25 protein-coding genes are annotated in these 22,902 nt (G+C 31.4%); 3 read left to right on the plus strand and 22 right to left on the minus strand.

Annotated elements, in window-relative coordinates; genetic code table 11:
• Window positions 1–930 precede the first annotated feature (930 nt).
• From INR76_RS05820 to INR76_RS05830, 3 genes are all read left to right on the plus strand, one after another.
• Window positions 931–1,098, plus strand: coding sequence for a hypothetical protein (locus INR76_RS05820; RefSeq protein ID WP_223109719.1), 168 nt, complete (start codon window positions 931–933; stop codon window positions 1,096–1,098).
• A gap of 296 nt (window positions 1,099–1,394) precedes the next feature.
• Complete coding sequence (locus tag INR76_RS05825) at window positions 1,395–1,820, plus strand: hypothetical protein (protein WP_255592867.1); 426 nt, start codon at window positions 1,395–1,397, stop codon at window positions 1,818–1,820.
• Between the two features lie 137 nt (window positions 1,821–1,957).
• The gene (locus tag INR76_RS05830; RefSeq protein ID WP_223109721.1) at window positions 1,958–2,599 is read left to right on the plus strand and encodes a DUF6266 family protein; all 642 of its coding nucleotides are present in this window, start codon (window positions 1,958–1,960) and stop codon (window positions 2,597–2,599) included.
• A 197-nt stretch (window positions 2,600–2,796) separates the two neighbouring features.
• On the opposite strand, the gene INR76_RS05835 is transcribed toward INR76_RS05830, so the two are convergent.
• The 22 genes from INR76_RS05835 to INR76_RS05940 form a co-directional block, all read right to left on the minus strand.
• Window positions 2,797–3,441: a DUF2971 domain-containing protein gene (locus tag INR76_RS05835; protein WP_223109722.1), complete on the minus strand. Its 645-nt coding sequence runs from the start codon at window positions 3,439–3,441 to the stop codon at window positions 2,797–2,799.
• A 225-nt stretch (window positions 3,442–3,666) separates the two neighbouring features.
• The gene (locus INR76_RS05840) at window positions 3,667–4,299 is read right to left on the minus strand and encodes a hypothetical protein (RefSeq protein ID WP_223109723.1); all 633 of its coding nucleotides are present in this window, start codon (window positions 4,297–4,299) and stop codon (window positions 3,667–3,669) included.
• A 586-nt stretch (window positions 4,300–4,885) separates the two neighbouring features.
• On the minus strand, window positions 4,886–5,137 hold the full coding sequence (locus tag INR76_RS05845) for a hypothetical protein (RefSeq protein ID WP_223109724.1): 252 nt from the start codon (window positions 5,135–5,137) through the stop codon (window positions 4,886–4,888).
• A 772-nt stretch (window positions 5,138–5,909) separates the two neighbouring features.
• Window positions 5,910–6,065 carry a hypothetical protein gene (locus INR76_RS05850; protein ID WP_223109725.1) on the minus strand — a complete coding sequence of 52 codons (156 nt, stop codon included), beginning with the start codon at window positions 6,063–6,065 and terminating at the stop codon, window positions 5,910–5,912.
• A 549-nt stretch (window positions 6,066–6,614) separates the two neighbouring features.
• Window positions 6,615–7,430, minus strand: coding sequence for a GIY-YIG nuclease family protein (locus INR76_RS05855; protein WP_223109726.1), 816 nt, complete (start codon window positions 7,428–7,430; stop codon window positions 6,615–6,617).
• Window positions 7,431–7,599: 169 nt separating this feature from the next.
• On the minus strand, window positions 7,600–8,295 hold the full coding sequence (locus INR76_RS05860; protein ID WP_223109727.1) for a hypothetical protein: 696 nt from the start codon (window positions 8,293–8,295) through the stop codon (window positions 7,600–7,602).
• Between the two features lie 151 nt (window positions 8,296–8,446).
• Entirely contained in the window at window positions 8,447–9,136 is a 690-nt protein-coding gene (locus INR76_RS05865) for a hypothetical protein (protein ID WP_223109728.1), read from the minus strand.
• Window positions 9,137–9,296: 160 nt separating this feature from the next.
• Window positions 9,297–10,106: a hypothetical protein gene (locus tag INR76_RS05870; protein WP_223109729.1), complete on the minus strand. Its 810-nt coding sequence runs from the start codon at window positions 10,104–10,106 to the stop codon at window positions 9,297–9,299.
• Between the two features lie 154 nt (window positions 10,107–10,260).
• Window positions 10,261–10,947, minus strand: a complete 687-nt coding sequence (locus INR76_RS05875; RefSeq protein WP_223109730.1) for a hypothetical protein — start codon at window positions 10,945–10,947, stop codon at window positions 10,261–10,263.
• 211 nt (window positions 10,948–11,158) lie between these two features.
• A complete protein-coding gene (locus tag INR76_RS05880; RefSeq protein ID WP_223109731.1) occupies window positions 11,159–11,719 on the minus strand; it encodes a hypothetical protein in 561 nt (186 codons plus the stop codon).
• Window positions 11,720–11,956: 237 nt separating this feature from the next.
• Complete coding sequence (locus INR76_RS05885; protein WP_223109732.1) at window positions 11,957–12,811, minus strand: hypothetical protein; 855 nt, start codon at window positions 12,809–12,811, stop codon at window positions 11,957–11,959.
• Between the two features lie 140 nt (window positions 12,812–12,951).
• Window positions 12,952–13,590: a hypothetical protein gene (locus INR76_RS05890; protein WP_223109733.1), complete on the minus strand. Its 639-nt coding sequence runs from the start codon at window positions 13,588–13,590 to the stop codon at window positions 12,952–12,954.
• Window positions 13,591–13,749: 159 nt separating this feature from the next.
• Window positions 13,750–14,073, minus strand: a complete 324-nt coding sequence (locus INR76_RS05895; protein ID WP_223109734.1) for a hypothetical protein — start codon at window positions 14,071–14,073, stop codon at window positions 13,750–13,752.
• A complete protein-coding gene (locus tag INR76_RS05900; protein WP_223109735.1) occupies window positions 14,066–14,521 on the minus strand; it encodes a DUF5063 domain-containing protein in 456 nt (151 codons plus the stop codon). The genes INR76_RS05895 and INR76_RS05900 overlap by 8 nt, the downstream gene beginning before the upstream one ends.
• A 165-nt stretch (window positions 14,522–14,686) precedes the next feature.
• On the minus strand, window positions 14,687–15,121 hold the full coding sequence (locus tag INR76_RS05905) for a hypothetical protein (RefSeq protein WP_223109736.1): 435 nt from the start codon (window positions 15,119–15,121) through the stop codon (window positions 14,687–14,689).
• A 156-nt stretch (window positions 15,122–15,277) separates the two neighbouring features.
• Window positions 15,278–15,910 (minus strand): cyclase family protein, encoded by a 633-nt coding sequence (locus tag INR76_RS05910; RefSeq protein WP_223109737.1) that lies wholly within the window; start codon window positions 15,908–15,910, stop codon window positions 15,278–15,280.
• A gap of 306 nt (window positions 15,911–16,216) precedes the next feature.
• Entirely contained in the window at window positions 16,217–16,978 is a 762-nt protein-coding gene (locus INR76_RS05915; RefSeq protein WP_223109738.1) for a DUF6794 domain-containing protein, read from the minus strand.
• Between the two features lie 145 nt (window positions 16,979–17,123).
• Complete coding sequence (locus INR76_RS05920; RefSeq protein WP_223109739.1) at window positions 17,124–17,879, minus strand: DUF2711 family protein; 756 nt, start codon at window positions 17,877–17,879, stop codon at window positions 17,124–17,126.
• A gap of 49 nt (window positions 17,880–17,928) precedes the next feature.
• The gene (locus INR76_RS05925) at window positions 17,929–19,023 is read right to left on the minus strand and encodes an adenine-specific methyltransferase EcoRI family protein (protein WP_223109740.1); all 1,095 of its coding nucleotides are present in this window, start codon (window positions 19,021–19,023) and stop codon (window positions 17,929–17,931) included.
• A gap of 9 nt (window positions 19,024–19,032) precedes the next feature.
• Window positions 19,033–19,869 carry an EcoRI family type II restriction endonuclease gene (locus tag INR76_RS05930; RefSeq protein ID WP_223109741.1) on the minus strand — a complete coding sequence of 279 codons (837 nt, stop codon included), beginning with the start codon at window positions 19,867–19,869 and terminating at the stop codon, window positions 19,033–19,035.
• Between the two features lie 205 nt (window positions 19,870–20,074).
• On the minus strand, window positions 20,075–22,204 hold the full coding sequence (locus INR76_RS05935) for a DUF262 domain-containing protein (RefSeq protein WP_223109742.1): 2,130 nt from the start codon (window positions 22,202–22,204) through the stop codon (window positions 20,075–20,077).
• A 161-nt stretch (window positions 22,205–22,365) separates the two neighbouring features.
• The gene (locus INR76_RS05940) at window positions 22,366–22,827 is read right to left on the minus strand and encodes a hypothetical protein (protein WP_255592868.1); all 462 of its coding nucleotides are present in this window, start codon (window positions 22,825–22,827) and stop codon (window positions 22,366–22,368) included.
• Between the last annotated feature and the right edge of the window lie 75 nt (window positions 22,828–22,902).

Genomic DNA, 22,902 nt, shown 5'->3' on the forward strand with positions numbered 1-22,902 from the left:
GAAAAAATATTAAAAGAGAAAAAAGTTTTAAAACATCTCATCAATACTCGTTTGAAGTATCAACTCTTTATACCTTTTTAGATAAATTTTCTGATACATCTAAAAAATATAATTCGTTAAAAATAAAGGTTGATTCCAATTTAATCGGGAAGTAATTTTCCCCACAAAATAAAACCCATTTTTTTCGTACCTCAAAATCCCCTGTCTTTTATTTTGTTCCGCTCGCCACCGCACTTGTAATTTTTGGTTGCCCACCCTCACACAGCATATTACTTCTTTTATTTAAACTATTATATTTTAATAAATAGGTACAATAAAAAAGTAAAAAGCTGTTGCCACCGCTCACACCAAAAACTACCCAAAGCTATGTTTACATAATACAAGTTATAGTAGCAAACGGCACTTTTCAAAGGTTTGCTATCGCAGTGTTAATGCATTTTGTAGCTATAACTGGTATTATGTAAAATATCCGCTATTCCAACACGCAATTCCGAACATTAAACCACATTTTGAACTAACATTAAACATCAGTACATTTTAAGGTTTCCGTTAATTGATAATAATATTCGTTATCTCATTCAAGCTGCACAAAACCATCGTTAAGTCCAAGTATTCCTTACCTCAAGTCTTTGTTTGTTTCATTTCGTTAACAAATATAAAAGACCACTTTTCCCCACCACCCAAGTCAGCGGTTATAAAAAAATAGGTTCATAAAATGTAGTAATACGCCATAGCATATTGCTTTTTCTCGTTCCTCAAAAAAACAAAAAGCTATGGTCTAAAAGTCCTGTATAAGTAGCTTGTTTAAATGCTGTTTTATCAAACAACTATTTAAAACGCTACCCATACAAACGCTTCATCCAACGCTCAATACAGTACTAAAACCTATTTTTTTAAGTGTTAATTCCCCAGAAAAGTTATATTTATAGTATGAAACAAATGATTGAAGATTTATTTGATTTATTCTTTCCTCACGATTTAGATGAAAACGGTAATAAAATCGTAAATCCTGAAGGTGATGATTCTTTTGGTACTAAACTTTTCACAATCATTATGCTTGTTATAATAGTAATATTGGCAGGTATAACATTAAATTAATAAAAGATAGCAAATATATGTGGCTTCCAACAGCCCACGCTTTAAGGCTATAAAGCTCAAGCCTACGGTTTTTTAAAAAACTTTTTATTACTACTACAAAACAACTTTTGGCTTTAATTAATGCAATTTCTTTTTCAATAAAATTTTTCAAAAACTTTTTTAAAAAAAGCTTGACAGCCTTACCCACGCCACAAAGCGGTAGGCTTTCTTTTTTTAATTTTTTTCTTTTTCATTTTAAAAAAAAATATGTGTGAGCGTAGCGAACTTTTAATTGGATAGCTATGTCTTATTTTGAAATGAAAACCCACCAAATCGGAAAAACCTACTCGAACCCTCATTTTTTTATCCTAAACAAAGGACTTAACAGTGGAAAACCCCTCTCAAATCCTTGTCCTAACTGTTTTGTAGTAATCACAAAAACCGAAACAGAAAAAAACACGCTATTTCACTTATCTATGATGTTGCAAATAGGCGGTTTTTACGCTTATTATTTAAAAGGTAGTGTTATTCCGTTTATTTCTGTAGATGATTGCAGAAATACGCTTAAAAAAGGCGTTAAATCTTCTCATAATGTCAGCGACCAGATGCAAAAACACATAAAAGCGGTTGAGGTTATCAGTAAAAAGGAAAAAGAGCTTCAAAATGTCATTGATAAAATGGCAGTTTTAAAGGTTGCATACATTCGTAATTGTTTCAAACTAATGCAAACAAAAGAAGCCTAATGCAAAGGCATCTCACAAGCCTAAAACAGTAACAAAATGGCATAATTCTCGTTATATTAGTAACGAAAACAAGGTTTAAAAGCAATGTCAAGTCCGTACCAAGTCCGAACGAATATTAATTTTAAATTGTTATAAAAATGGGTAAAATTCCACAGGGTATTTTAGGAAGTCTATCGGGAAAGGTAGGTAGTATTATTGGCGGTAGTTGGAAAGGTATTGACTACATCAGAATTAAGCCAGCAAGCGTGGCGAATCCACGTACAGAAGGACAGGTAAATCAGCGTAATAAATTTACTATTACATTGGAGTATCTTCAAGCGACAAGCGATTTTATTAAAGTTGGATATAAGGCTTTTGCTGTTAAGAAAACAGAATTTAATGCTGCAATGTCTTATGTATTAAATAATGCAGTAGGAGGTATCGCACCTAACTTTACAATCGATTATTCTTTAGCTTTATTAAGTAGAGGTTCTTTGTCAAGTGTTTTAAATGGTTCAACCGATTTAGCAACATCAGGACAAGTAACTTTTGATTGGGATGATAACTCGGCAGAGGGTAATGCAAATGCAACAGATAAAGCGATGGTATTAGTTTACAATCCAAGTAAAAAAGAATCTGTATCAATTCTTGATGGTGCTGATAGAACTGTAGGTTCTCAAGTAATTACTATACCAAATACTTATGCAGGAGACACAGTAGAGCTATTTATGGCGTTTGTTTCTGCTGATGGTAGTCAAGTATCAAATAGTGTGTATTTAGGCTCTGGTACGGCAGCTTAATAACTTTAAGTTTAAATACATATTGAAAACCGTTTCTATTAATTTAGAAGCGGTTTTTTTATATCTTTAGATCACTTCAAATGATAGGTTAAAATGTTATACCTATGTTGTACCCTTTTTTAATTAATCTTTTAAAACCCTTTATTTATAAGGGTTAATTGATTTAATTAATATAATACATTGTTAGCAAAAGTATTTTACAACCAACTATCACTAACTTTCGAGTAGCATATTTCAAATTCAAGTTGATATTCATTCTTTAATAATTCTATCAGTTTTCGAAATTCAGGTTTTGAATTTGGTGAAATATGTACTTTCTTAATTAAAGTGTTTAAATCTACTTCAACCAATTTACTTTCAGGTTTTTCATCATCTTTGGTTATAGTTACACACCTAATTTCATTTTCAAACTTATAGAAATCTAATTTAGTCACGAATGGATAAAACATATTTGAAGTCGAAAAATGATAATTGTCTTCATTTATGTAATTAACTTCTCCGACATATACAATTCTGTCCGTTTTATTAAATGAATCTTGAAGTGATTTCAAGTCAGTTTCTATTGCAACTCCGGTTTTGTCTTTAGCATACATTTTCCACATTGCAAAAGATTCTCTTTCTGCATAACTCCAAGATGAGATTAAATGATTCTTTCTCAAAGTACTTTCAAGATAATCGTTCAGCTCTTGATTATTTCTATTACCTCTCTCATTATCTTGTTCAATCATTCTTTCCAGTATGAAATGAGGAATTCTCCCTTCGTTATTATCTCCAAGATTATCAGAGTTTGAAAAGAAAAGTGATTTTGTTTCTAATAGATTTAAGAACTTCCAAAAATCCATATATCTCCAAATCGGTTTATCGAAAGAGTTTTTTGTTTGGAAAACGTAATGTTCATTGTACATATGCTTTTCGGAATATTTTTGCTAACGGTCTCGTATAACCGTCAGTTACGGGTTAAAGTACGCAAATTTTTCGGTTTAGCACAGACGTTAGCAATTCCGAGTGGATTCGGACGTAGTCGAATCCGCCGTAATTGCGGTTATACATTGTTGTAGTGCGTTTTTTTATTCTATTCCAATCCATTTTTCTAGTTCTGATTTATGTTCATCAACCGCAACCCAAGTATTGATAGTTTCAACATTTTGTTTGTCAAAAGCTGTCAGATACTGCAAATGGATTTTTTCTCCAATTTTTAATTCAGGCACATTTGTTTGGATTGAGGACTTATTTAATTCGGTTATTTCTTGCCAATGGTTTTTAGTATTCAAAAGTCGAGTTGGAAACCAATCATCATTTTCAGCTCTATAGTTTAATATTTCTCCGTCTTCAGTTCCGATATGCAATTTCCACTCATCATTAATAATTTCAAAAGCGTCTAAGTTTTCACCAGTTGCAAAGTCAAATTCAGCATTTTTTGGGTAATCCGAAATGAGAACTTTAATTTTAAGATTTTCTGTGATGTCTTTTATTTTCTCAATTCTCCAAATCCAACATTTTGAATCGGTTATTGTTTCTCCGTTATAAAATGGTTGCTTTACTTTAAATTCAACTAATTCGATGTCGTAAGCAGCAGTCTTAAACCTTTCATAAATTCCGTTTTTATAGGCTCCAGAATTCTGTAATTCCGCAAATGTGAAATTTGAATTTAATTCACAAGAAACTGTTCCTAAAGGTGTATCGAATGTTCTTTTTATCAATGTGTTTCTCGTTTTTCTCAAATGCACTACAACGGTCTCGTATAACCGCAGTTATGGAGTTAAAGTTACTTAATTTTTGTGTTAAGAACAGACGTTAGCAACTGCGAGTGGATTCGGACGTAGTCGAATCCGCCGTAATTGCGGTTATACATTGTTGTAAACAGTTATTTATTTCGGTTGAATTTTGGTTCAAATTTTCTTTTGGTAATTAATTTCCTCTTATAAAACAAAAAGAAAAAATATCCGATGTAACTGAAAACCAATATTATTCCAATCCAAATGTATTTATCACGTTTGTATTTAAAATTTAGAAATCTTAACTCCACTAGAAATAATAAGAAAAATACTATTCTAAAATACAACATCTATAAAACGGCTATTTTTTCAGCGATGTATTTTTCAATCACCTCTTTATCTACTTTGTTTTTTATAATCAACAACTCATTGTTTTTATGTGTTCGATAGTTCATTAAAAATTTTGTTTTTCCGCTTCGAGTTAGTTCTGAGTATTCAAATCGGTTTGGGTCAAATTTGCCCGCTATCAATTCGGTTTTTTGAGTTCGGTCAAGTATTTTTTTAAGTCGAGTTATATTTCCAGTTTTTTATCAATTTTTAATTCCGTGTAGTAAATCCACGATGCAAATCGGTATAAAGTATAACAGATTAAAGTAAGAATGGCAATGAAAAGTCCGACAAACCAGCCAAACATTAAAATCAGAAAAATGAATGAGGCTGTAGTAAAAATTATCATTTCTTTCCACCTAAATGGAATTCGGTTATTTAATATGTGAACGTGTCCGTTTCTGGAAATTCTAAAATATTCTTCGTGGTCGTTCATAATTGTTTACAACGGTCTCGTATAACCGCAGTTATGGAGTTAAAGTTACTTAATTTTTGTGTTAAGAACAGACGTTAGCAATTCCGAGTGGATTCGGACGTAGTCGAATCCGCCGTAATTGCGGTTATACATTGTTGTGGTGCGTTTTTTTTACGAAATCCATAGTTTTTTAATCAAGCATCCATTCAAATGTATTTCCGAAATATGGTGCAAATAAAATCAGATATGATATTAGACAACAAAGAAAACTAAACCCTATCATTTTTAAATTCAATATTAATTCGGTAGTATATTTCAAGATTAGATTTATGCAAATGATTATTGGAAAGAAACAAAAAGCACACAATAAAGCTACAACCCAAAATCCGCTGATATATTTTATTAAATCAACTAACAGTTTGTTTTGATAAAAATCGGTATATGTTGGATTATCATAAGAAGGGTTAAAGCCGAAAACCGAGCTAACATAAAAATGAAAGGCTATAAAAGATAATGTCCAAATTAATGTAACAATTCCAATTATCAGATAGCTGTATTTAAAAAATGATTGAGTGATTTTTTTTATACGATTAATTTTCAGGTTTCTTTTAAGAACAAATTCCATATCATTATCAATTTTTTTCAAATGCACCACAACGGTCTCGTATAACCGCAGTTATGGAGTTAAAGTTACTTAATTTTTGAGTTAAGTACAGACGTTAGCAATTCCGAGTGGATTCGGACGTAGTCGAATCCGCCGTAATTGTGGTTATACATTGTTGTAACACGTTTTTTAGTATAATTTTTCACTTATTTTCATTACTTGTAAACTGTCATTTTGTTTATCCATAAAAAAAGCGGAAGGTCCGAGTGGATTCGAAATAGCTAAAATTCCATAATCTTTATTAAACATTACTGGACTCATTCCGTCAATAATCGGCTCTTTCATTTCGTACATATCAAACCAAATTTAAGAGTTCGAATTACTCCGAATAGTTTTGCTTTTATACTTTACGTAATCGGTTAAGTCAAATTGAATTTCTTGATTTTTGGTCAAGTAACTTACTCTTAAATTCCGAGTCGAATCTGTCGTACTTTTATATTCATATTTGATTATCGAATCACGAACGGTTTTTATGAGTAAATATTCCGTTCGAAGTTTCAGATTGTCATTAGATGTTATTCCGTATAAATATCTCGATTCCGTAAAAATTGATTTTGTGTCGGTAGGTATTTCAGCGTATCTCTTTTGAACATAAAAGAATAAATAAATCGCATAAGCTAAAGCCGAAACTACAACTATAGCAAATACGAAAATTAATATGTCTTTAGTTTTTCTCAAATGTGTTACAACGGTCTCGTATAACCGCAGTTATGGAGTTAAAGTTACTTAATTTTTGTGTTAAGAACAGACGTTAGCAATTCCGAGTGGATTCGGACGTAGTCGAATCCGCCGTAATTGCGGTTATACATTGTTGTGTGTAGTACTTTTTTATTATTAATTCGCGTTATACCCAAATTTTCTACTTAATAAAGTTTCTTTCCACCAACTTTCTCTTTCAATTATTGTTTCGTTTTCTGTTGTTGATTTGAATATATCCAAAATTGAATACCGGAAGTGTTCTTTTATATGGTCAAATTCTAAATTTTTCAATTCTTTATTTCCACCATTTCCAATTTTTACATAGGATTTCCACCGATTTAAAATCATTTCGTCTCCGTAAGCTGAACCAACATACATTTTTCCATTAGAAGTATCAGTAATCAAGTAAACTCCTTTTTGGTTTCTCAATGCTGTTTTCCAAGTATCTTTTGTAATTACTCTTGACAATTCGGTCCAAGATATATTTACTTTGTCGTAACCAGGAAAAATATCATTATCAAAAATATCTGGTAGAATTTGAGCAATTTCGCAGTCGTCAATTACGGAAGTTGCTTTTCTAACCATATTTTGGGATTTATTCTTGAACCTGACTATTATTCGACCAAAATATTTTTCGTATTCGGTCAAGGTTTCATATTCGTAACCAACTGCGTTTTGAAGATTTAAATCTTTTGTTACTTTTCCAATATGAAATAAAAGCCAAAGATTTTCATTGTTTTTTATACGAATGAATCCTACCGTAATTTGTCCTGATTTATATGATTTCTTTTTGTCGTAATTCCAATAGTGTCCACCAAGAATAGTTTCCATTTCGTTATTCTTAAACATTTCAATTGGATTCCAATTTCCGCCAAACATTAAATTAAATCTGATTTTGGTATTATTTAGATCTTCTAATTTTAAAATATCGTTTAGTTTGATAGCGTTCATTCGGATTTCGAGGTTTTTTGGGTATTACACACAACGGTCTCGTATAACCGTCAGTTACGGGATTAAAGTTAATAATTTTTGGTTAAGCACTGACTTTAGCAATTCCGAGTGGATTCGGACGTAGTCGAATCCGCCGTAATTGCGGTTATACATTGTTGTACAACGTACTTTATTTTTCATTATCGATGAGCCAAGGTTGTTCATATTCCGCTGTTTTAATCAATTCCTTTTTTAGCTTTTCTCGGTCTAATTCCAATTCCGAATATTCTGCTCGTTCGTAGAGTAGGTTATAAGCTGATTGATTAAGTCCGTATTTTTTTAATAGGTAAAAGTCAGATTCCGCTTTTTGAGAATTCAGATTTTCGTTATCAAACTCAATTTTTAATAAGTCAACTAAAGTGTCATTTACAAACTGATTTTGAAAATTCAGTTGCTTTTTGTCTGATTTGATTGAGTTAAATTCTCGGATAATTTCATAAACGATTGAGTCATTTTGTTCCGCTTTTCTCCGATTCCAAAATTCAGCGTAATATTTGGTTTGGATTTCGGCTTTGTTGTAAGTCAATTGCAAACTGTCCATTAAATTCTCAAAATTTCGTTTAATATAAACTCCTTGAATTAGAAAATGGGTTTCGCTTTTTGAAATCAGGTTTTCGAGTTTTTCATATCCGAACTTTTTAAATGATTCGTGAACCATTTTTAAATTCTCTGGTTTTCTAATCCACGTATTTTTTGTCCAATCCGAGTTTCTTAAATCGAAAAACGAGGTTTGACTTTCTGCATAAAATTCCGTTTCACTTTTTTCTTTATTTACGCAAGAAGTAAGTAATAAAATCAGAATATTTAATGTTAGCAGTTTGTTCATTCGTATGTTGTACAACGGTCTCGTATAACCGCAGTTATGGAGTTAAAGTTACTTAATTTTTGAGTTAAGTACAGACGTTAGCAATTGCGAGTGGATTCGGACGTAGTCGAATCCGCCGTAATTGCGGTTATACATTGTTGCCCACAGTATTTTATTCCGATTTTACATTCAGGCAGTTTCGATTGTAATAATCCAAAACTTTCCATAGTTCATCATTTTTAAATTCTTTGTTTTCTACTTTTTCAATTAACGAAGGACAATTTTTAAAATATTTTTTCATTGATTTTTTGAAACTTTTTGCAAATGGTAAACCTTTTGTGTATAAATGTTCAACTTGGTCACTTTCTCCAAAACCAACATAATAACTGTATCTAGGAAAGTTCATTTCCGTGTAGCTATTTCGAGGTCGCTGACTTATATTTATTTTTTGTCCGTTATCTAACTCAATTTTTTGTGGGTTATCAACTCCGTTAATAGGTTCATTCACGAATGAGTTTGTTAAAACACTACCATTATATGTTCGCACATATAGGCTTAAACTGTCAATAGAAACTATTTCCAATATTTCTGGGAACTTGTTTTTGTTCTTATATTTATAGCGAAACTGTCTATAATAATCGTTTTCTAATATGTCTATTCCGATAATTTCTTTTGACTTGTAACTTCTCCATTTTAGTGTATCATTCTTAAATTTCACTGAAACAATTGATGAAATTCCACTAATCTCACCAAATCCATCAATTCTGGTATTGTCTTTTAGTATTAAAGTGGCTTTTCCTCTTTGCGCAAAAGCTATACTGCTAAATGAAATTAGAAATAAGGCGAAAATTAGTCTTGTCATTAGTTTTTTCATATTGTGGGCAACGGTCTAGTATAAGAATAGTAGCGGATTTTCACTCACTAACTTTTCGGTTAAGCACAGACCTTTTTTATATTTACTTACTTTCATTTTAGCGATTAAACCGCTATTATTTTTATACATTGTTGGCAACTGGCTTTTTTTATTCAGTTCCATTTAAAAATCTTGTATCGTTCATATTATGTTCGTTTTCAAAAGTTCCAATTTTTTTGAAATAATAATATCTTAATCTTTCCGAACACGATTTATAATTGTCATATCCTGTCACAGAGTATTTTAGCATTTTTATTGGTTTTAAGTCGTTTTTATCAAACCTAAATCCTTTTCCAAAATATTCAATTCCGCAATTCGGATAATCTTGATATTTGCTAAATACCTTGTTTATTAATAACCCTGCTAAAATTTCATTTCCGTTTTCCGAGTAAAACAATGTGTCAACAATTGATTCTTTATACTCAACTTTTTCGGGCAAATCAATTGCCCAATCTCTTTCAATTGTGTCTTTATAAGTTTTTCCATTAAAATATCTCAAAGCTAATTCTGCGGGTCTTTGTATGGTTTTAACTTTTATTAAACTGTCAACTAATTTTTGAATTTTAATTTTATCAAGCTCATAATTTTTTTGGTCAACTTTTACGTTATAAACAAATTCTTTTGGCGTTGTTGTTTCTGTAATTTTTAGAGCATATTCTTTTGTTATATGAGTCATTGACATAACAGCAAGTGGACAACTCAAAACTAGAAGAAACCAAACATTTATTTTTCGGATGTTTTTTTTAAATGAAAGAAAAATGAATATGATTGTTGCAAGAAATAGAATTATTGAAGTAATTGTTAAAGTGTCTATAATATTTCCTAAAGCTGAACCACCTTGGTCATTTAAAATGTGAAAAATTGAAACTAGTATTCCAATTATTAAAATTCCATATAAAATCTTGATTCCGTGTTTCATTTTTCAGCTTGTTGCTAACGGTCTCGTATAACCGCAGTTATGGAGTTAAAGTTACTTAATTTTTGGGTCAAAAACAGACGTTAGCAATTTCGAGTGGATTCGGACGTAGTCGAATCCGCCGTAATTGCGGTTATACATTGTTGGCAACTGGCTTTTATTTCCACCACTCATCTTTTACCAATGGTTTATATTCAGACCAACCTTTGTCAAAATATTTTTCGCTTGGTGAAAATTCACCAGCTCCAATGTCGAAATCTCTATTTGTAATAGGAACTCTATAATCTGACCAATTACATATTTTTTCTTTTCCAGTTGAATAACTTTTCCAAATTCCAACAAAAGCATTGTTTAAATATCCGTCTGAAATGAACTCAATGTTGTCATATTCGATTTTGTTTTCGGAATTCAGATACCATTTAGAATGTAATTTGCCTTTAAAAATTCCACTATGTTTTTGTTCCGAATTTTCTTTGAATTCGTAATCTGCAATTAAAATTCCTTGCGCTTTAATTCCTTTGTCTGCATACTCATCGTCAACTCCAAAATGTAGCTCCTTAAGTTCTTTTATTTCGGTCAAATTTATGGTTCCAGAAAAGTCACAAATTGTTCCTTTCACGCAAGATTTTCCAGTTACAAAGTATTCATTCGGATTGTTAGAGTTTTTCTTTACTGAAATTAACTTGATTTTTAGTCTTTGATGGTCATCTCCAATTATTCCAAGGACATTATTGTTTTCCGTAAATGTCCAAATTTTTGAAAAGTCAAATTGATTGTATTCTATTATTAAATTTTTTGCTTTCAGATCTTCATTTCTTGGAAAGTTCCATTCAATTCTGTCCACTGTTTGAGCAAACGAAATTTGACTTAAAAGAAGTAGTATTATAATTATTCGGTTCATTTTTCAGCTTGTTGCCAACGGTCTCGTATAACCGTCAGTTACGGGATTAAAGTTAATGTTTTTCGGTTTAGCACTGGCGTTAGCAATTCCGAGTGGATTCGGACGTAGTCGAATCCGCCGTAATTGCGGTTATACATTGTTGGCATTAGTTTTTTCAATTTCTTATCCTTTCCGTTATAGAATCAACTGTACTTTGAGTTATTCCGTTTTTTTCTAAAAATTCAGATTCGGAGTATTCCCAATCTTTGGTTGCAGAATTTATTTTTAGAGCTTTTTCTTTAACCTCTATGGATAAATCTTCTTCATTGTTTTTTATTGAATCTTTTATAGTCTGCAGAAATGGAAAAATACTCGATTCTAAATCCGATATAGTATTTAGATACTTATCTGTTGCATTGTAAAAATAAATATCATTCTTATCTTCTGATTTTGATTGAATAAGTTGTTTGTAGTAATTGATTTTTCTGGACAAATCCGCTGTCAAAGAGTCGATTGTTACAAAACCAGACTTGTCAATTCCATATTTATCTGTTTTAGCTTCCGCTAATAATTTCGATAGTGGAATATTTCGTTGGTTAAATAATTTTGAAGTTACATCTTTAGCCTCCAGACAAATCCTAACTTGTTCTAACTTATCAGCTCTATTATTATAATTGGAGCAACCAATAATTATAAAAATTATCAGAAATGATATTATATAGTAATAGATTTTCAAAGCTCTTTTCAAATTAATGCCAACGGTCTCGTATAACCGTCAGTTACGAGTAAATTAGCAATTATTTTCGGATTAAGCACAAGCCAGATTTTTAAATTTTACTATTTATCTTTTTTATTGGAAATCGTCAAATTTAAAAATTTGGCGACTTTCCAAATACGCCTTAACTTCTATTGTGCAACTCATTAGCTATGAGCTATATACGTTGTTACCACACGTTTTTATTCCGTAGTTGTTTTAATTCAGCTTTTTATTTTCTAAAATGTCAAATCCAAAAAGTCCATTCCGAGTCTCCAATTCAACGGTTTTATATTGATTCATTTTTTCAAAGTATTGGTGATTAAAAACCAACTCTTTCTTAATCCCTTTGTGATTTATTGTAAATACAGGTTGTTTTTCTCCGCTTCTGTATTTTGTTCCGCCACTTATAAAAGTCCGTTCAACAATTTTATAAGATTCCTTTTTGCTTTTTCGGTCGGCAAAGTGATAATTCATAAACATAAAAACAGAGCAAGCTATAAATCCAAATCCGATGAAATAGTTTATCAAAGCGTATAGTTTTATGGTTTTGTAATGAAAGTATGTTTTTTTAAAATTCCGAAAATCAATCCTGTATGCTATGATTCCAAAAACAATAATTATTAATGTTGGAATTAACCAATTAAACAAGAATAATTGATTGTTCATTAAATAAACTTCCGATTCATAAAGTCGATTTCCACTGCTGTCAGTCAAGGTCAATTTCTGTCCGATAAGCCCATTCTTGTTAATTTCTTGTTTCGAAACAGTTGTATTCGGGTAGCTTTTTGAAATGTTGGGTACAGCTTCTTCATAAAGACTAATTAATTCCTTTTTAGAATTCGGAAGACTTTGTTCATCAATCAGCATTTTATTTCCGCTGTAAAGTATGTCATTTTTTTCAGCTGATAGTTCGTACATTTTAATTCCGTCCTGTTCAGAATCGAAAAGATTGGCATTTTCAGCTGGCAATTTAAATCGAACGTTTTTGTCTAATTCAAAATCAAACCATTGTCCGTTTTGAGCGAATGATTGAAAAGAAATCAGTATTAAAATCCAATAAATATTTTTCAAATGTGAAGTGTTTAAAATTACTTACAACGGTTACGTATAACCGTCAGTTACGGGTTAAATTAGCGATTATTTTCGGATTAAGCACAAGCCATAGCAATTCCGAGTGGATTCGGACGTAGTCGAATCCGCCGTAATTGCGGTTATACATTGTTACCTTGCGTTTTTTTTCGTTTATTTTTAGCATTTTCTATTTCGTGAGATTTATATATATCCGCTTTTAAGTTTGCAAATGGAAAAAAATCACTAAAATTCTCAACTTCGTAAAAACTTTTTCCTGCATTTTTATCCGCAAACTTCATTAACATTTTAAATTCAAGTTCAGTTGCTTTTTCTGTTTTAGCGTAATAGATATAGGTTTTTTCCAAACAGGTTAATAATTTTAGCCAATAACCTCCAGAATGAGGTCCTTTATTTCCAACTTTATGAGAGTAAAAATCATTTAATCTTTTACTTAATGAAGTAGTTTTTGAACTTGATTGTCCGATATAAATTATATTTTCATTTTTATGCCAAAATTTCTTGAAATATTCAGTCACGGTTTTTGCATCCTCAATTTTAGATTTTTGAATTTTTAAATCAACTGCTATATTTTTCCAATTGTCAAATTCGTGGGGACAAATCTCAAAATTATAATCAGATGCAACTTTTGTTTTTGGGTTATCAGTTAATGCAATTATATAAACTCCACTAAAATCTGCATCAAATTTTTCATTCCATTTAATTGGTCTAGAATATTCTAAATTAAATTCTCTGAAAAGTTCGTCAATCGATATTGCCATTTTTTTGGTTTAAATGCAAGGTAACGGTCTCGTATAACCGTCAGTTACGGGATTAAAGTTAATGATTTTCGGTTTAGCACAGGCTTTAGCAATTCCGAGTGGATTCGGACGTAGTCGAATCCGCCGTAATTGCGGTTATACATTGTTGTAACACGTTTTTTATTCAATTGTCAGTATTCTAATTGTTTGAAAAATAAATAATAAAACTACTGGACTTGAAAGTCCGATAAATATTAGTTTTTTATTCAAGTCGTTCCATTTTTTCCAATTTTTTATTGTTCGTCCCAATACTGCAATTCCAAGTCCAAGTGATGTTATAATTGCAGGAAGGAAGAATAAAAAATTGAAACTAAAATTATGAGGTGCATACCCTTCTTTAATTCCTAGTAATGGTTCACGAAAGTAGTTAACGAGTAGTGTTATAATTAACAATGTAAAACTTGTTAATGCCATTCTAAAAGTCCATTTTAGTTTCTTATCCATTTCTATCTTTCAGTCGTTTTAATAAATCTACTAAATGCTGTTCTGAATGAGTTCTCATTGAAAAATCAAAATGCCAAAGTGCATCATTTTTACTCGTATTTTCCATTCTCCATTTTACAGCAAGCAAATCCTTTATTATATCGGTTAAGTCGTCTAATTCATCTCCGCATCCAGTTTCGATATTCGGTTCCATTTTATTTGAGTCCAAAACCGTACTGTACCAATCGAAATTGGGAAAATTTGATTTGACATTCTCCCTTATTTTTTTGTAATCAAAATCAGGTTCTTCGTCATAATCGGTTTCATCAAATTCAAATTCCACATTTAGATATTCAGAGTAAATTCCGACTAATAGTTTTTTTAGTATATCGACTTTATCAGTCAATTCCACTTTTGGGTTAATTCCGAATTCAGTGATTTTGTCTATTAGTTTTCTTAATTCACTCAATGTTTCTTGGTTTGGTTAAATGTGTTACAACGGTCTCGTATAACCGTCAGTTACGGGATTAAAGTTAATGATTTTCGGTTAAGTACTGACGTTAGCAATTCCGAGTGGATTCGGACGTAGTCGAATCCGCCGTAATTGCGGTTATACATTGTTGTATGCAGTTATTTATTCCCAAAATTTCCATTTAGGCTTTATCGCATATTTTAACAACAGTTTTTTCGCCTCTGCTTTTCCTTTTTTCGATTCAGATATAAATCCAATGACTGGCAATTTAAATCTTATAGTTTCGTCGTGCCATTCGGCGAACATATATTTTGCATTTTTTGAAATCCGCTTTTTGTTTTCCGTAACTATTTCAAGTCCGTTTAGTTCACTTCCAGCGATTTCTTCCCAATCTGTATTTATACGTTGTAAATCGGGATGATTTTGGTCGTTAGTTTTTATCATCACAAGAACATAATATTCCGTTTTTCCATTCTGTTCAGCCGCCTCGATTTCATCTAATCCATTTTCATAAGCATAGATTACATTAACGTCATTTTCACTTGTTCCTTTCGGATAAGTTTTTGTTTTACCAATCAGAATTATGTGTCTTTCCAAGGGTTTGTTTTAATTGCATACAACGGTCTCGGCTATGAGTAGTTGTGTGGTTTAGCGGTTAACTTTGCAAGTACACACCAAACTGAAAATCCGCGAGGATTTTCAGAAGTAGGCGAGAACAAGCAATTACTTATAGCCATTGTTGTGCGTAGTTTTTTATTTTTCTATTCTTGCGAATGCTCTAATCGGTGAGCCATCTGAATTTTCTATTTTTAGAGGGATACAATTTAATTCAAACTTTTTAGAAATTAACTTATCCAAATTAGTCATATTTTCAATTATTAAAATATCTTTTTTTAAAAGAACTTTGTGATTTGGGAGTGATTCTGCAGTCATTTTGTCTACAGATATAGAATCAAAACCTAATGCTTTTAAATTCAATTTTGCTAACCATTCAACCGCATCAGTTGTCAAAGTTGGAAATTCATCAAAGTATCTATCCGTATTCCATTTATGTTGCCATCCGGAATAGAAAAGCACAAAATCTACATTTTTTATTTCATCCTCTTTCATTTTAAGAAAATCTAAACTTATATCTTTTATTTCAGAACAATCAATTACGATTGCAGATCCAATAAATTTTTCTACACCAAATTGGTCAAGTGATTTTGTGTTTGGAATTATATGTGCAGGTGCATCAATATGAGTTCCTGTATGCGTGCACATTGTCATATTAATTTCTGCAAATCCATCTTTTTCTATTGTATTGCCTTGTTCAAAAATAGGTTCAAGTGTGTTTGGATAAACAGTTATTTTATTTTTTAGTGTATGTGTTAAATCTATTATCATTTTGTTATGTAATTTTATTTTTTGCAAGGTCTAAATATTTTATCTTTTATGATAAAAAGTTAGAAGGTATTTTGGTTTTAGTAGTTTGGTTGGTAATTACGCACAACGGTCTTGTATATGGCTCGTAGCGTGCAAATTTGCGATTATTTTTCGGTTGAGCACAAGCCAGATTTTTAAATTTTACTATTAATTTTTTTTATTGGAAATCGTCAAATTTAAAAATTTGGCGACTTTCCAAATATTCCTTGACTTCGATTAATCAACTCATTAGCTATGAGCTATATACGTTGTTGGCAACCGTATTTTTTACTCCTTACTTATCTTAAAACTCATAAGACTAAAATCATATTCTTGATTTATGTTTAGTCCGTTTTCTTCTCCGTGAAAAATGGCTTTTTCATTTCCACAAATGTCTGTAATTAGTATTGTCAAAACGTATTTTCCGCGTTTTCTTTTTTTCTTATTTTTCTCAACTACAATTCCTTTGATATAGCAATTTGGTTTCTCGTTCAAGTCAGGATATTTCTGAACTCGATATGCCCAAACATTTTTGCCCTGCTTATTGATTTTAAATTCAATTTTAACCGAGTCATTGATTTTGTAATTGTCGAATTCTTTTTTACTTAACTCTATTTGGTTCTGTTGCTCTTTTTCAAATTTCTTTTTGGCAGTTTCCCAGTAGCTTTTATAGTATTCAATTTGTGAGTCCAAGTCAATAGGCTTATTGTTTAAACGCCTATGAAAAGAAGTCAAAATTATTGAGGAAATATCATCTGGATGAGAAATTCCTTTTGATTTGAAAAATCTTGATATTCGGTTTTTGCCTTTCCATAATTCCCAACCATTTCTCACTCCCATTCCAGTTCCGAAATGTAATTCGGTTACTGCATCACTTTCTTCTTTATTTTTGAATTCCGTTTTATCAGATTCCGACCATTCACAGCTCAAATATTCAATTGCGTCTTTCAGATTTTTAGGAATATAGTTTTCCTTATAATCTTTACAATCATCTTGTGAAAAGACTGTTCCGAAAACAAAAAGTAATATGATTGCGATAGTGTTTTTCATATGGTTGCCAACGGTTTGCGTATATGAAAAGTAGCGGTTTTGTTGGTTCGGACTTTTCAGATAGCGTTATTGTTCTTTAAAAGTAGGAATTTAATTTGTTTAACCATCAGCCGCTATTTTTTATATACGTTGTTGTAGCACGTTTTTATTCATCCTTTATCGTTAAAATCTTATCGTCATCTTTATATTCCACTTCACTCCATAACGCTGTTGTTTTATCAGTTGCAAAGAAACCTTCGAAGTCTGTCAATTTCAAAAAAGACTTTAAAAGTTTTAAATCTGTTGAATAGATAAATGTTTCATAATGTTCATACTCTTGATAAAAAAGTAACCGTTTATCCTCTGTAACAAGTCGAAATTCGCTCGGAAAATCATTTTCTGATTTTATGAGTTCATCTGTTTTCCTAAAAACTAGGTCGTCCTTAAAGATGTCGTAAAGTGCTAATTTAGCATAACCCAATTTTTTTAAAGCTTCAAGAATCGTGTCGATAGTCAATACTGAAATATGGCTGTCCGCGTTCCAAAAAAGTTGATTATCAGATATTGTTTCTTGAAAAGCTACCCAGACCGATTTCTTAACCTTCTGAAATCTCTCTATGTAATTGCTATCATAAACATAGAAGCAATGTATAATTTCTTTAATATCGTGAATTTGACTTGATTCGGTAAACTCGCTCCAGTAATATTTTTCGTAATCATTTTTTATTTCTGATCTTCGGCCCTCAATCCATTTTGGTTTTTGCTTGTCGAAATTTTCGTACCGTTTTTTTCTTTTATAAAATGGATTTAATAGAACAAAACAACTATTATACTCAATTCCATTTTGAGTAAATGGAAGAATTCGTAGGTCATTTCTACGCTCAGAATCAGCAATTTGATATGGATGTTCGATTTTTTTCAAAATGTGCTACAACGGTCTAGTATAAGAATAGTAGCGGATTTTCAAGTACTTATCTTTCAGTTAAGTACAGAGTTCTTTTAGGGTCATTTATTATAGTTTTAGAACTAAAACCGCTATTATTTTTATACATTGTTACCTGCTGGCTTTTTTCCTTTTCAGATAGTTTCGGTTGTACTCTTTTGTTCTTAATTAAAATTCTAAAATAAGGACATTTTCCATTTACAGATAAATCTTTATCATCGTTGCCTTTTCTGAATTTGATTAATTCAAATTGGTCAGGATTGAATTTGTGTAAAAATGTTATAGGAACTCCCATATACCCTTCATAATCTAAAGGAATGTTTTTTGTCTTATTAACATTAATTCCGTTGTAGTTGTCGTATTTTGGATACTCTATTTCGTTACCGTAATATGTTTTTGTTAATTCTATGTCTTCGTGTCGTTTAGAAGTATCTAAATTCGTAAGCCAAAGACAATTATTTGGCGAAACAATCCTATTTCCTTTATTGTCAATTCTTGCTTCAGTTCCATAAAGTTCGTAATGTTCAGGAACAATAAATCCAGAGATACCTCTACCGAGATTAATTCCCAACCACGCTTTATTTTCTTTAATTAGCTTGAAAATTTCTTTGTAAGTGATGGCGTTAATATTGCCAATTATTAAAAACTGTTTATTGTATTGAACAAGTTGAGCAACAAATTCTCTGAATAGTGAAAATGGTGGATTTGTAACTACAATATCTGCTTGTTTGAGTAGTTCAATGCTTTCTGAACTACGAAAATCTCCATCGCCTTTAAAATGAATAATATCTGTTGAACCTGGTTTGAGTTTCTCGTTATTTTTCCCTGTATATTCGTAAAAGAAACCATTTTCCGATTCTTCTGTATTAAACAAGTCTATTTCTTGTTTTTTATAACAAGCAGCTATTAATTTTTTTATACCTAATTCCTTAAAGTTTGAAGCAAAATAATTAAAGAAATTGCTAATTGAAGGGTCGTCACAATTACAATAAACTACTTTATCCTTAAAGTGGCTTTTGTAATGTTGCAACTCGCTTTCTATATCAGAAAGTTGAGTGTAAAACTCATCACTTTTTGATTTTTTAGCTTTTTGCAATAATTTATTTGTCGCTTTTCTTGCCATTATTAGGTTTTATTTATTTTCAGTTAATTGTTTAAATATATCACTTCCTAAAACCTTAAGAGATGTTTTAGAAACTTCAATCATAACATTTAACATTTCTTTAGCATCCCATTTTCCTCCTTTACCTTGTGTGTAAATTGAAGTTGCTTGAAGCATTATTGTTTTATCTTTGGGTTTTACAAACTTGTTTTCACACAAATTTGTATTAATTGGCATACCATAGTTTGCGGAAGTCAGTCTATCCATTCTATTTAACATCCCTGAATTATACTCAAGATTTACAATTCTGCCGTCAGGTCGTGTAATCGAAATGGTTTCGGTTAGAAAGTTTGAACCTTCAAGAAATAAAATGTAAGGAAAATGAGATTCAGCCAACATAAAATTCGCAATTTCAGAGATGTTTTTATGCGACCTTTCTATAGCATTACCAGCAGCCATTAAATCTTGGTCATTGTTTTTTCCTACCAATAGTCCTTTTTTGATATTATCAATATCTTTCCCTTGATGTTTTGCTTCTGTAACTAAAATTATTCTCCAATTATCATTATCGTCTTTAACTTCGATTATACCACCGTCAGGTTTAATACTTGAATTTGAAACAAAAAGAGTTTGCCCTAAATCTTTATCAATTTTTTGTAAGGCTTCGTTTATCTCTTCTTTTTTAATGTTTTTTCTGTAACGAAAAGATAATTGAGGATATTCTTTTTCAAGACATTCAATGACAAGTTTTGATATTTTTCCAACGCTTAAGTCGTGTAGTTTCGCTACTTCTCCAAATATACCTACAACTCCTTGAGACTTTTTATGTTGAGTTGTTAATCTTTTTGATTGGTTCTTTTTTGCCATTTATCTATTAAAATTCAATTATACGAAGTTACAAATTTCTTTGTTAAGACGCTGTTTTTTCAGCTTGCAGGTAACGGTCTCGGCTATGAACAGTTGGGGATTTTGTACCCTAACTTTTCGATTTAGCATTGACCTTAGATTTATATTTTAATTTTGGTTAATCACTTATTCCCCAATTGTTTATAGCCATTGTTATGCCCTGTGCTTACTCCGTTTCTTCTTGATTTTCTTCGGGAAACATAAAATCTAAAAACAACAATTCGGCTTTTGATTGGTCGTCCTCAAATTCCAAATTCCACCGTCTTTCCATAAATTCAAGTAATTTATTGCCTCTATCCAAAATGGTTTCAGCATTCCACACAGGATAGCTCGAAACTTCAATTTCGGAATGCGAACCATCTAAATATCCGTATCTTATTTTATCGCCTTTGTCATTAAACTTCGGATTTTTCTTGTCCGTAAAACAGTCATTTTGCAAACTTGAATTTATGCTTTGAGAAAGCGGTACTAAATTACCTAAAGTGCCTTGAAAGAAAACTTTGTTTGTTTCTTTTTCCTCTTCAAAACTCTTTATCCATTCTTCGTGGTCAGGCGTTTGTGGGTAAATATGTTCAATTGAAACTTTATCTTTTTCTCCTTTGACAAATAGTTTCCAATCTATTTTTTGACTTCCACGATTTCTCACTTTTTCCATTTCGTATTCGTAAAGGAAATATCGCAAGCCATTCCAATGATAAAAACCGCCACCACGTTTGAACTTTTTATCTATAAATTTCTGGAAGTAGGTGTAATCAAAGTAGGTTCTTTCATCTTCTTCTATTTCGTAGAAGCAATAGTCCATTCTTTCTTGTAATGTTGAAACTATATCATCAATCGAGAGTTCATTATTTCTTAACTTTCTTGATGCTCTGTAAAATTCACTATTTCGATATGTTGAAAAGGCTCGACTTAAACGGAAAGTTATAAATATGAACCTTTCTATTGCTGTGAACAATTTAACTCTTTGCTCCGATGTAGTTTTTTGTGAAAGGAAAGATGCAGTAACTAAAGGTCTGAAATAAATAATACCTATTCGATTAAGTCTATCAATCCAAAGACTTTCTTCATTTGTTAAATCTGGGTTGTTTGTTGGATTGTAAGAATTATACCAATGTACAGATGCAGATTTCAGAGAGTTGACATAGTCCTCAATTTCTTTTGGTGACAATTTAGAGCGAAACACAACTTCTTCCTCAATTCCGTTGGTTTCAATTTCTTCTTGGTCTGTACTTTCATCTTCTCTCACTTCCTCGAATTCTTCAATTGAACTGACCTTGATTTCTGTCTTGGAATAGATGTTTTGAGGTGTGAACTGCTGTTCTAATAAAAATCTAATGTAATCGTCTCCTTTTTCTCTTGTGTATTGGAAATACATAATCCAATGTGCAACAAGAAAGTCATCGTCATTTAGTGGGTTCTTTTTGTTTCTCCCTAATTGATAGTAAATTTCTTTCCAAGCGTCATTAATTTTTGTCCGTAAAGAGTTTCTCTCGTCTGTTTTTAATTCGTCCTCATCATAAAGTGTCGTTAGATAAATTAATCTGTTTTTTAATAGTTCAAGGTTCGAAAGCTTTTTACCTCTGTTGTTCATTGTCTCAAAAGCAACGAAAACATCAAAATCATCGCTGATTTCGTAAACATTGAACATTAAATTTTGAGTAAGTTTTTTAAATAGAATTTCAACCTCTTTTATCCCAAATTCTTTATGGTAATTTTCAAGATTTTCAGCAAAGAAGTTCTTTGAGTTTTCAAGATTGAGCGTGTAAAATGTTTCTTGGATTGTTCCGCTATTTGGCTCTTTGAAAATTCGGTATTTTAAAAACTGAAAGCTAGGATTGTCCACTTCATAGCTGAATTTGTATGTCTTGATTATGAATTGTGGCGGTTTTTGAACAACCAAATACTCTTCTTTGATTGACTTTAAACTGAATGAACCTAAATAAATTTCTTCATCTTTTTTGCCTTTATTTTCAGGCAGATTTTTGACTAATTCTGTGATTGCTTGAATAAATATCACAAAAGTCGTTAGTCTCTGTTGACCATCAACAACGTGAAAAGGTTTGTATCCTCTGTCCTCAATCAGCCAACCATCATCATTCCAATTTTGCCAAACTTTTCGGTCAACTTTTTTGAGCGATAACATCCCTGTGTAATGAAATCTCTCAACTGGTAAATTAACCGTGTCTTCCCAAAAGTCCTTTAGATGTCTTTTTGTCCAAGCGTAACCTCTTTGGTAATCAGGGATTTTAAATATTCTGTCTTTGAAAATGTCTTTTAATGATTGAAGTTCGTTCATTGATTAGTTCGGATTTTTTTCGCATTGGGCATAACGGTCTCGTATAACCGTCAGTTACGGATTTAAAGTTAATGATTTTCGGTTAAGCACTGACGTTAGCAATTCCGGGTGGATTCGGACGTAGTCGAATCCGCCGTAATTGCGGTTATACATTGTTGCCATTAGTTTTTTGTCCGTATTGTTTCGAATAACGTTCCCATTTTCTTCTGTCCGTATTCATTCTCAACGTTCATATCAATTCGAATAATGTTTTCTTTCTCGGTCAATTTGGTTTTATATTTAAATCCGCCGTTGCTTTGTTTTAGCGTGTCTGGATTTACTTTTTTTCCGTCAACAAGGCTATCGAATTTTACGAAATAACTTTTATTTGGGTTATAGCCAACCACTAATAATTCAACATTAAATTCCGCATTCCGTTCGTACTTATTGTCTTTTCCATAAATTTCTCGAAACGAAATACTGTCAAACACATATTTAGTTTCAATATCCGTAATAATTTTCCGCAAACTATCATTTTCCGCACGCAGATTTTCCAATTTTGCGATAGTGTTTTCGCCTTGATTTATATCTGTACAACTTAAGGTCAAAAATATCAGAAGTACAATTATTATCGTTTTGGTCATTTTTTTCAAATTAATGGCAACGGTCTCGTATAACCGTCAGTTACGGCATTATAGTTACTAATTTTCGGTTAAGCA

Origin of the sequence: Marixanthomonas sp. SCSIO 43207 (assembly GCF_019904255.1) — a bacterium.
In the GTDB taxonomy this organism is placed as follows: Bacteria; Bacteroidota; Bacteroidia; order Flavobacteriales; family Flavobacteriaceae; genus Marixanthomonas.

Excerpts from the sequence above, each read along its gene's own strand:
- INR76_RS05820 (WP_223109719.1), top strand. The coding sequence starts at position 931 with ATGAAACAAATGATTGAAGATTTATTTGATTTATTCTTTCCTCACGAT.
- INR76_RS05825 (WP_255592867.1), top strand. The coding sequence starts at position 1,395 with ATGAAAACCCACCAAATCGGAAAAACCTACTCGAACCCTCATTTTTTT.
- INR76_RS05830 (WP_223109721.1), top strand. The coding sequence starts at position 1,958 with ATGGGTAAAATTCCACAGGGTATTTTAGGAAGTCTATCGGGAAAGGTA.
- INR76_RS05835 (WP_223109722.1), bottom strand. The coding sequence starts at position 3,441 with ATGGATTTTTGGAAGTTCTTAAATCTATTAGAAACAAAATCACTTTTC.
- INR76_RS05845 (WP_223109724.1), bottom strand. The coding sequence starts at position 5,137 with ATGAACGACCACGAAGAATATTTTAGAATTTCCAGAAACGGACACGTT.
- INR76_RS05850 (WP_223109725.1), bottom strand. The coding sequence starts at position 6,065 with ATGAAAGAGCCGATTATTGACGGAATGAGTCCAGTAATGTTTAATAAA.
- INR76_RS05855 (WP_223109726.1), bottom strand. The coding sequence starts at position 7,430 with ATGAACGCTATCAAACTAAACGATATTTTAAAATTAGAAGATCTAAAT.
- INR76_RS05860 (WP_223109727.1), bottom strand. The coding sequence starts at position 8,295 with ATGAACAAACTGCTAACATTAAATATTCTGATTTTATTACTTACTTCT.
- INR76_RS05865 (WP_223109728.1), bottom strand. The coding sequence starts at position 9,136 with ATGACAAGACTAATTTTCGCCTTATTTCTAATTTCATTTAGCAGTATA.
- INR76_RS05870 (WP_223109729.1), bottom strand. The coding sequence starts at position 10,106 with ATGAAACACGGAATCAAGATTTTATATGGAATTTTAATAATTGGAATA.
- INR76_RS05890 (WP_223109733.1), bottom strand. The coding sequence starts at position 13,590 with ATGGCAATATCGATTGACGAACTTTTCAGAGAATTTAATTTAGAATAT.
- INR76_RS05895 (WP_223109734.1), bottom strand. The coding sequence starts at position 14,073 with ATGGATAAGAAACTAAAATGGACTTTTAGAATGGCATTAACAAGTTTT.
- INR76_RS05910 (WP_223109737.1), bottom strand. The coding sequence starts at position 15,910 with ATGATAATAGATTTAACACATACACTAAAAAATAAAATAACTGTTTAT.
- INR76_RS05915 (WP_223109738.1), bottom strand. The coding sequence starts at position 16,978 with ATGAAAAACACTATCGCAATCATATTACTTTTTGTTTTCGGAACAGTC.
- INR76_RS05925 (WP_223109740.1), bottom strand. The coding sequence starts at position 19,023 with ATGGCAAGAAAAGCGACAAATAAATTATTGCAAAAAGCTAAAAAATCA.
- INR76_RS05930 (WP_223109741.1), bottom strand. The coding sequence starts at position 19,869 with ATGGCAAAAAAGAACCAATCAAAAAGATTAACAACTCAACATAAAAAG.
- INR76_RS05935 (WP_223109742.1), bottom strand. The coding sequence starts at position 22,204 with ATGAACGAACTTCAATCATTAAAAGACATTTTCAAAGACAGAATATTT.
- INR76_RS05940 (WP_255592868.1), bottom strand. The coding sequence starts at position 22,827 with ATGACCAAAACGATAATAATTGTACTTCTGATATTTTTGACCTTAAGT.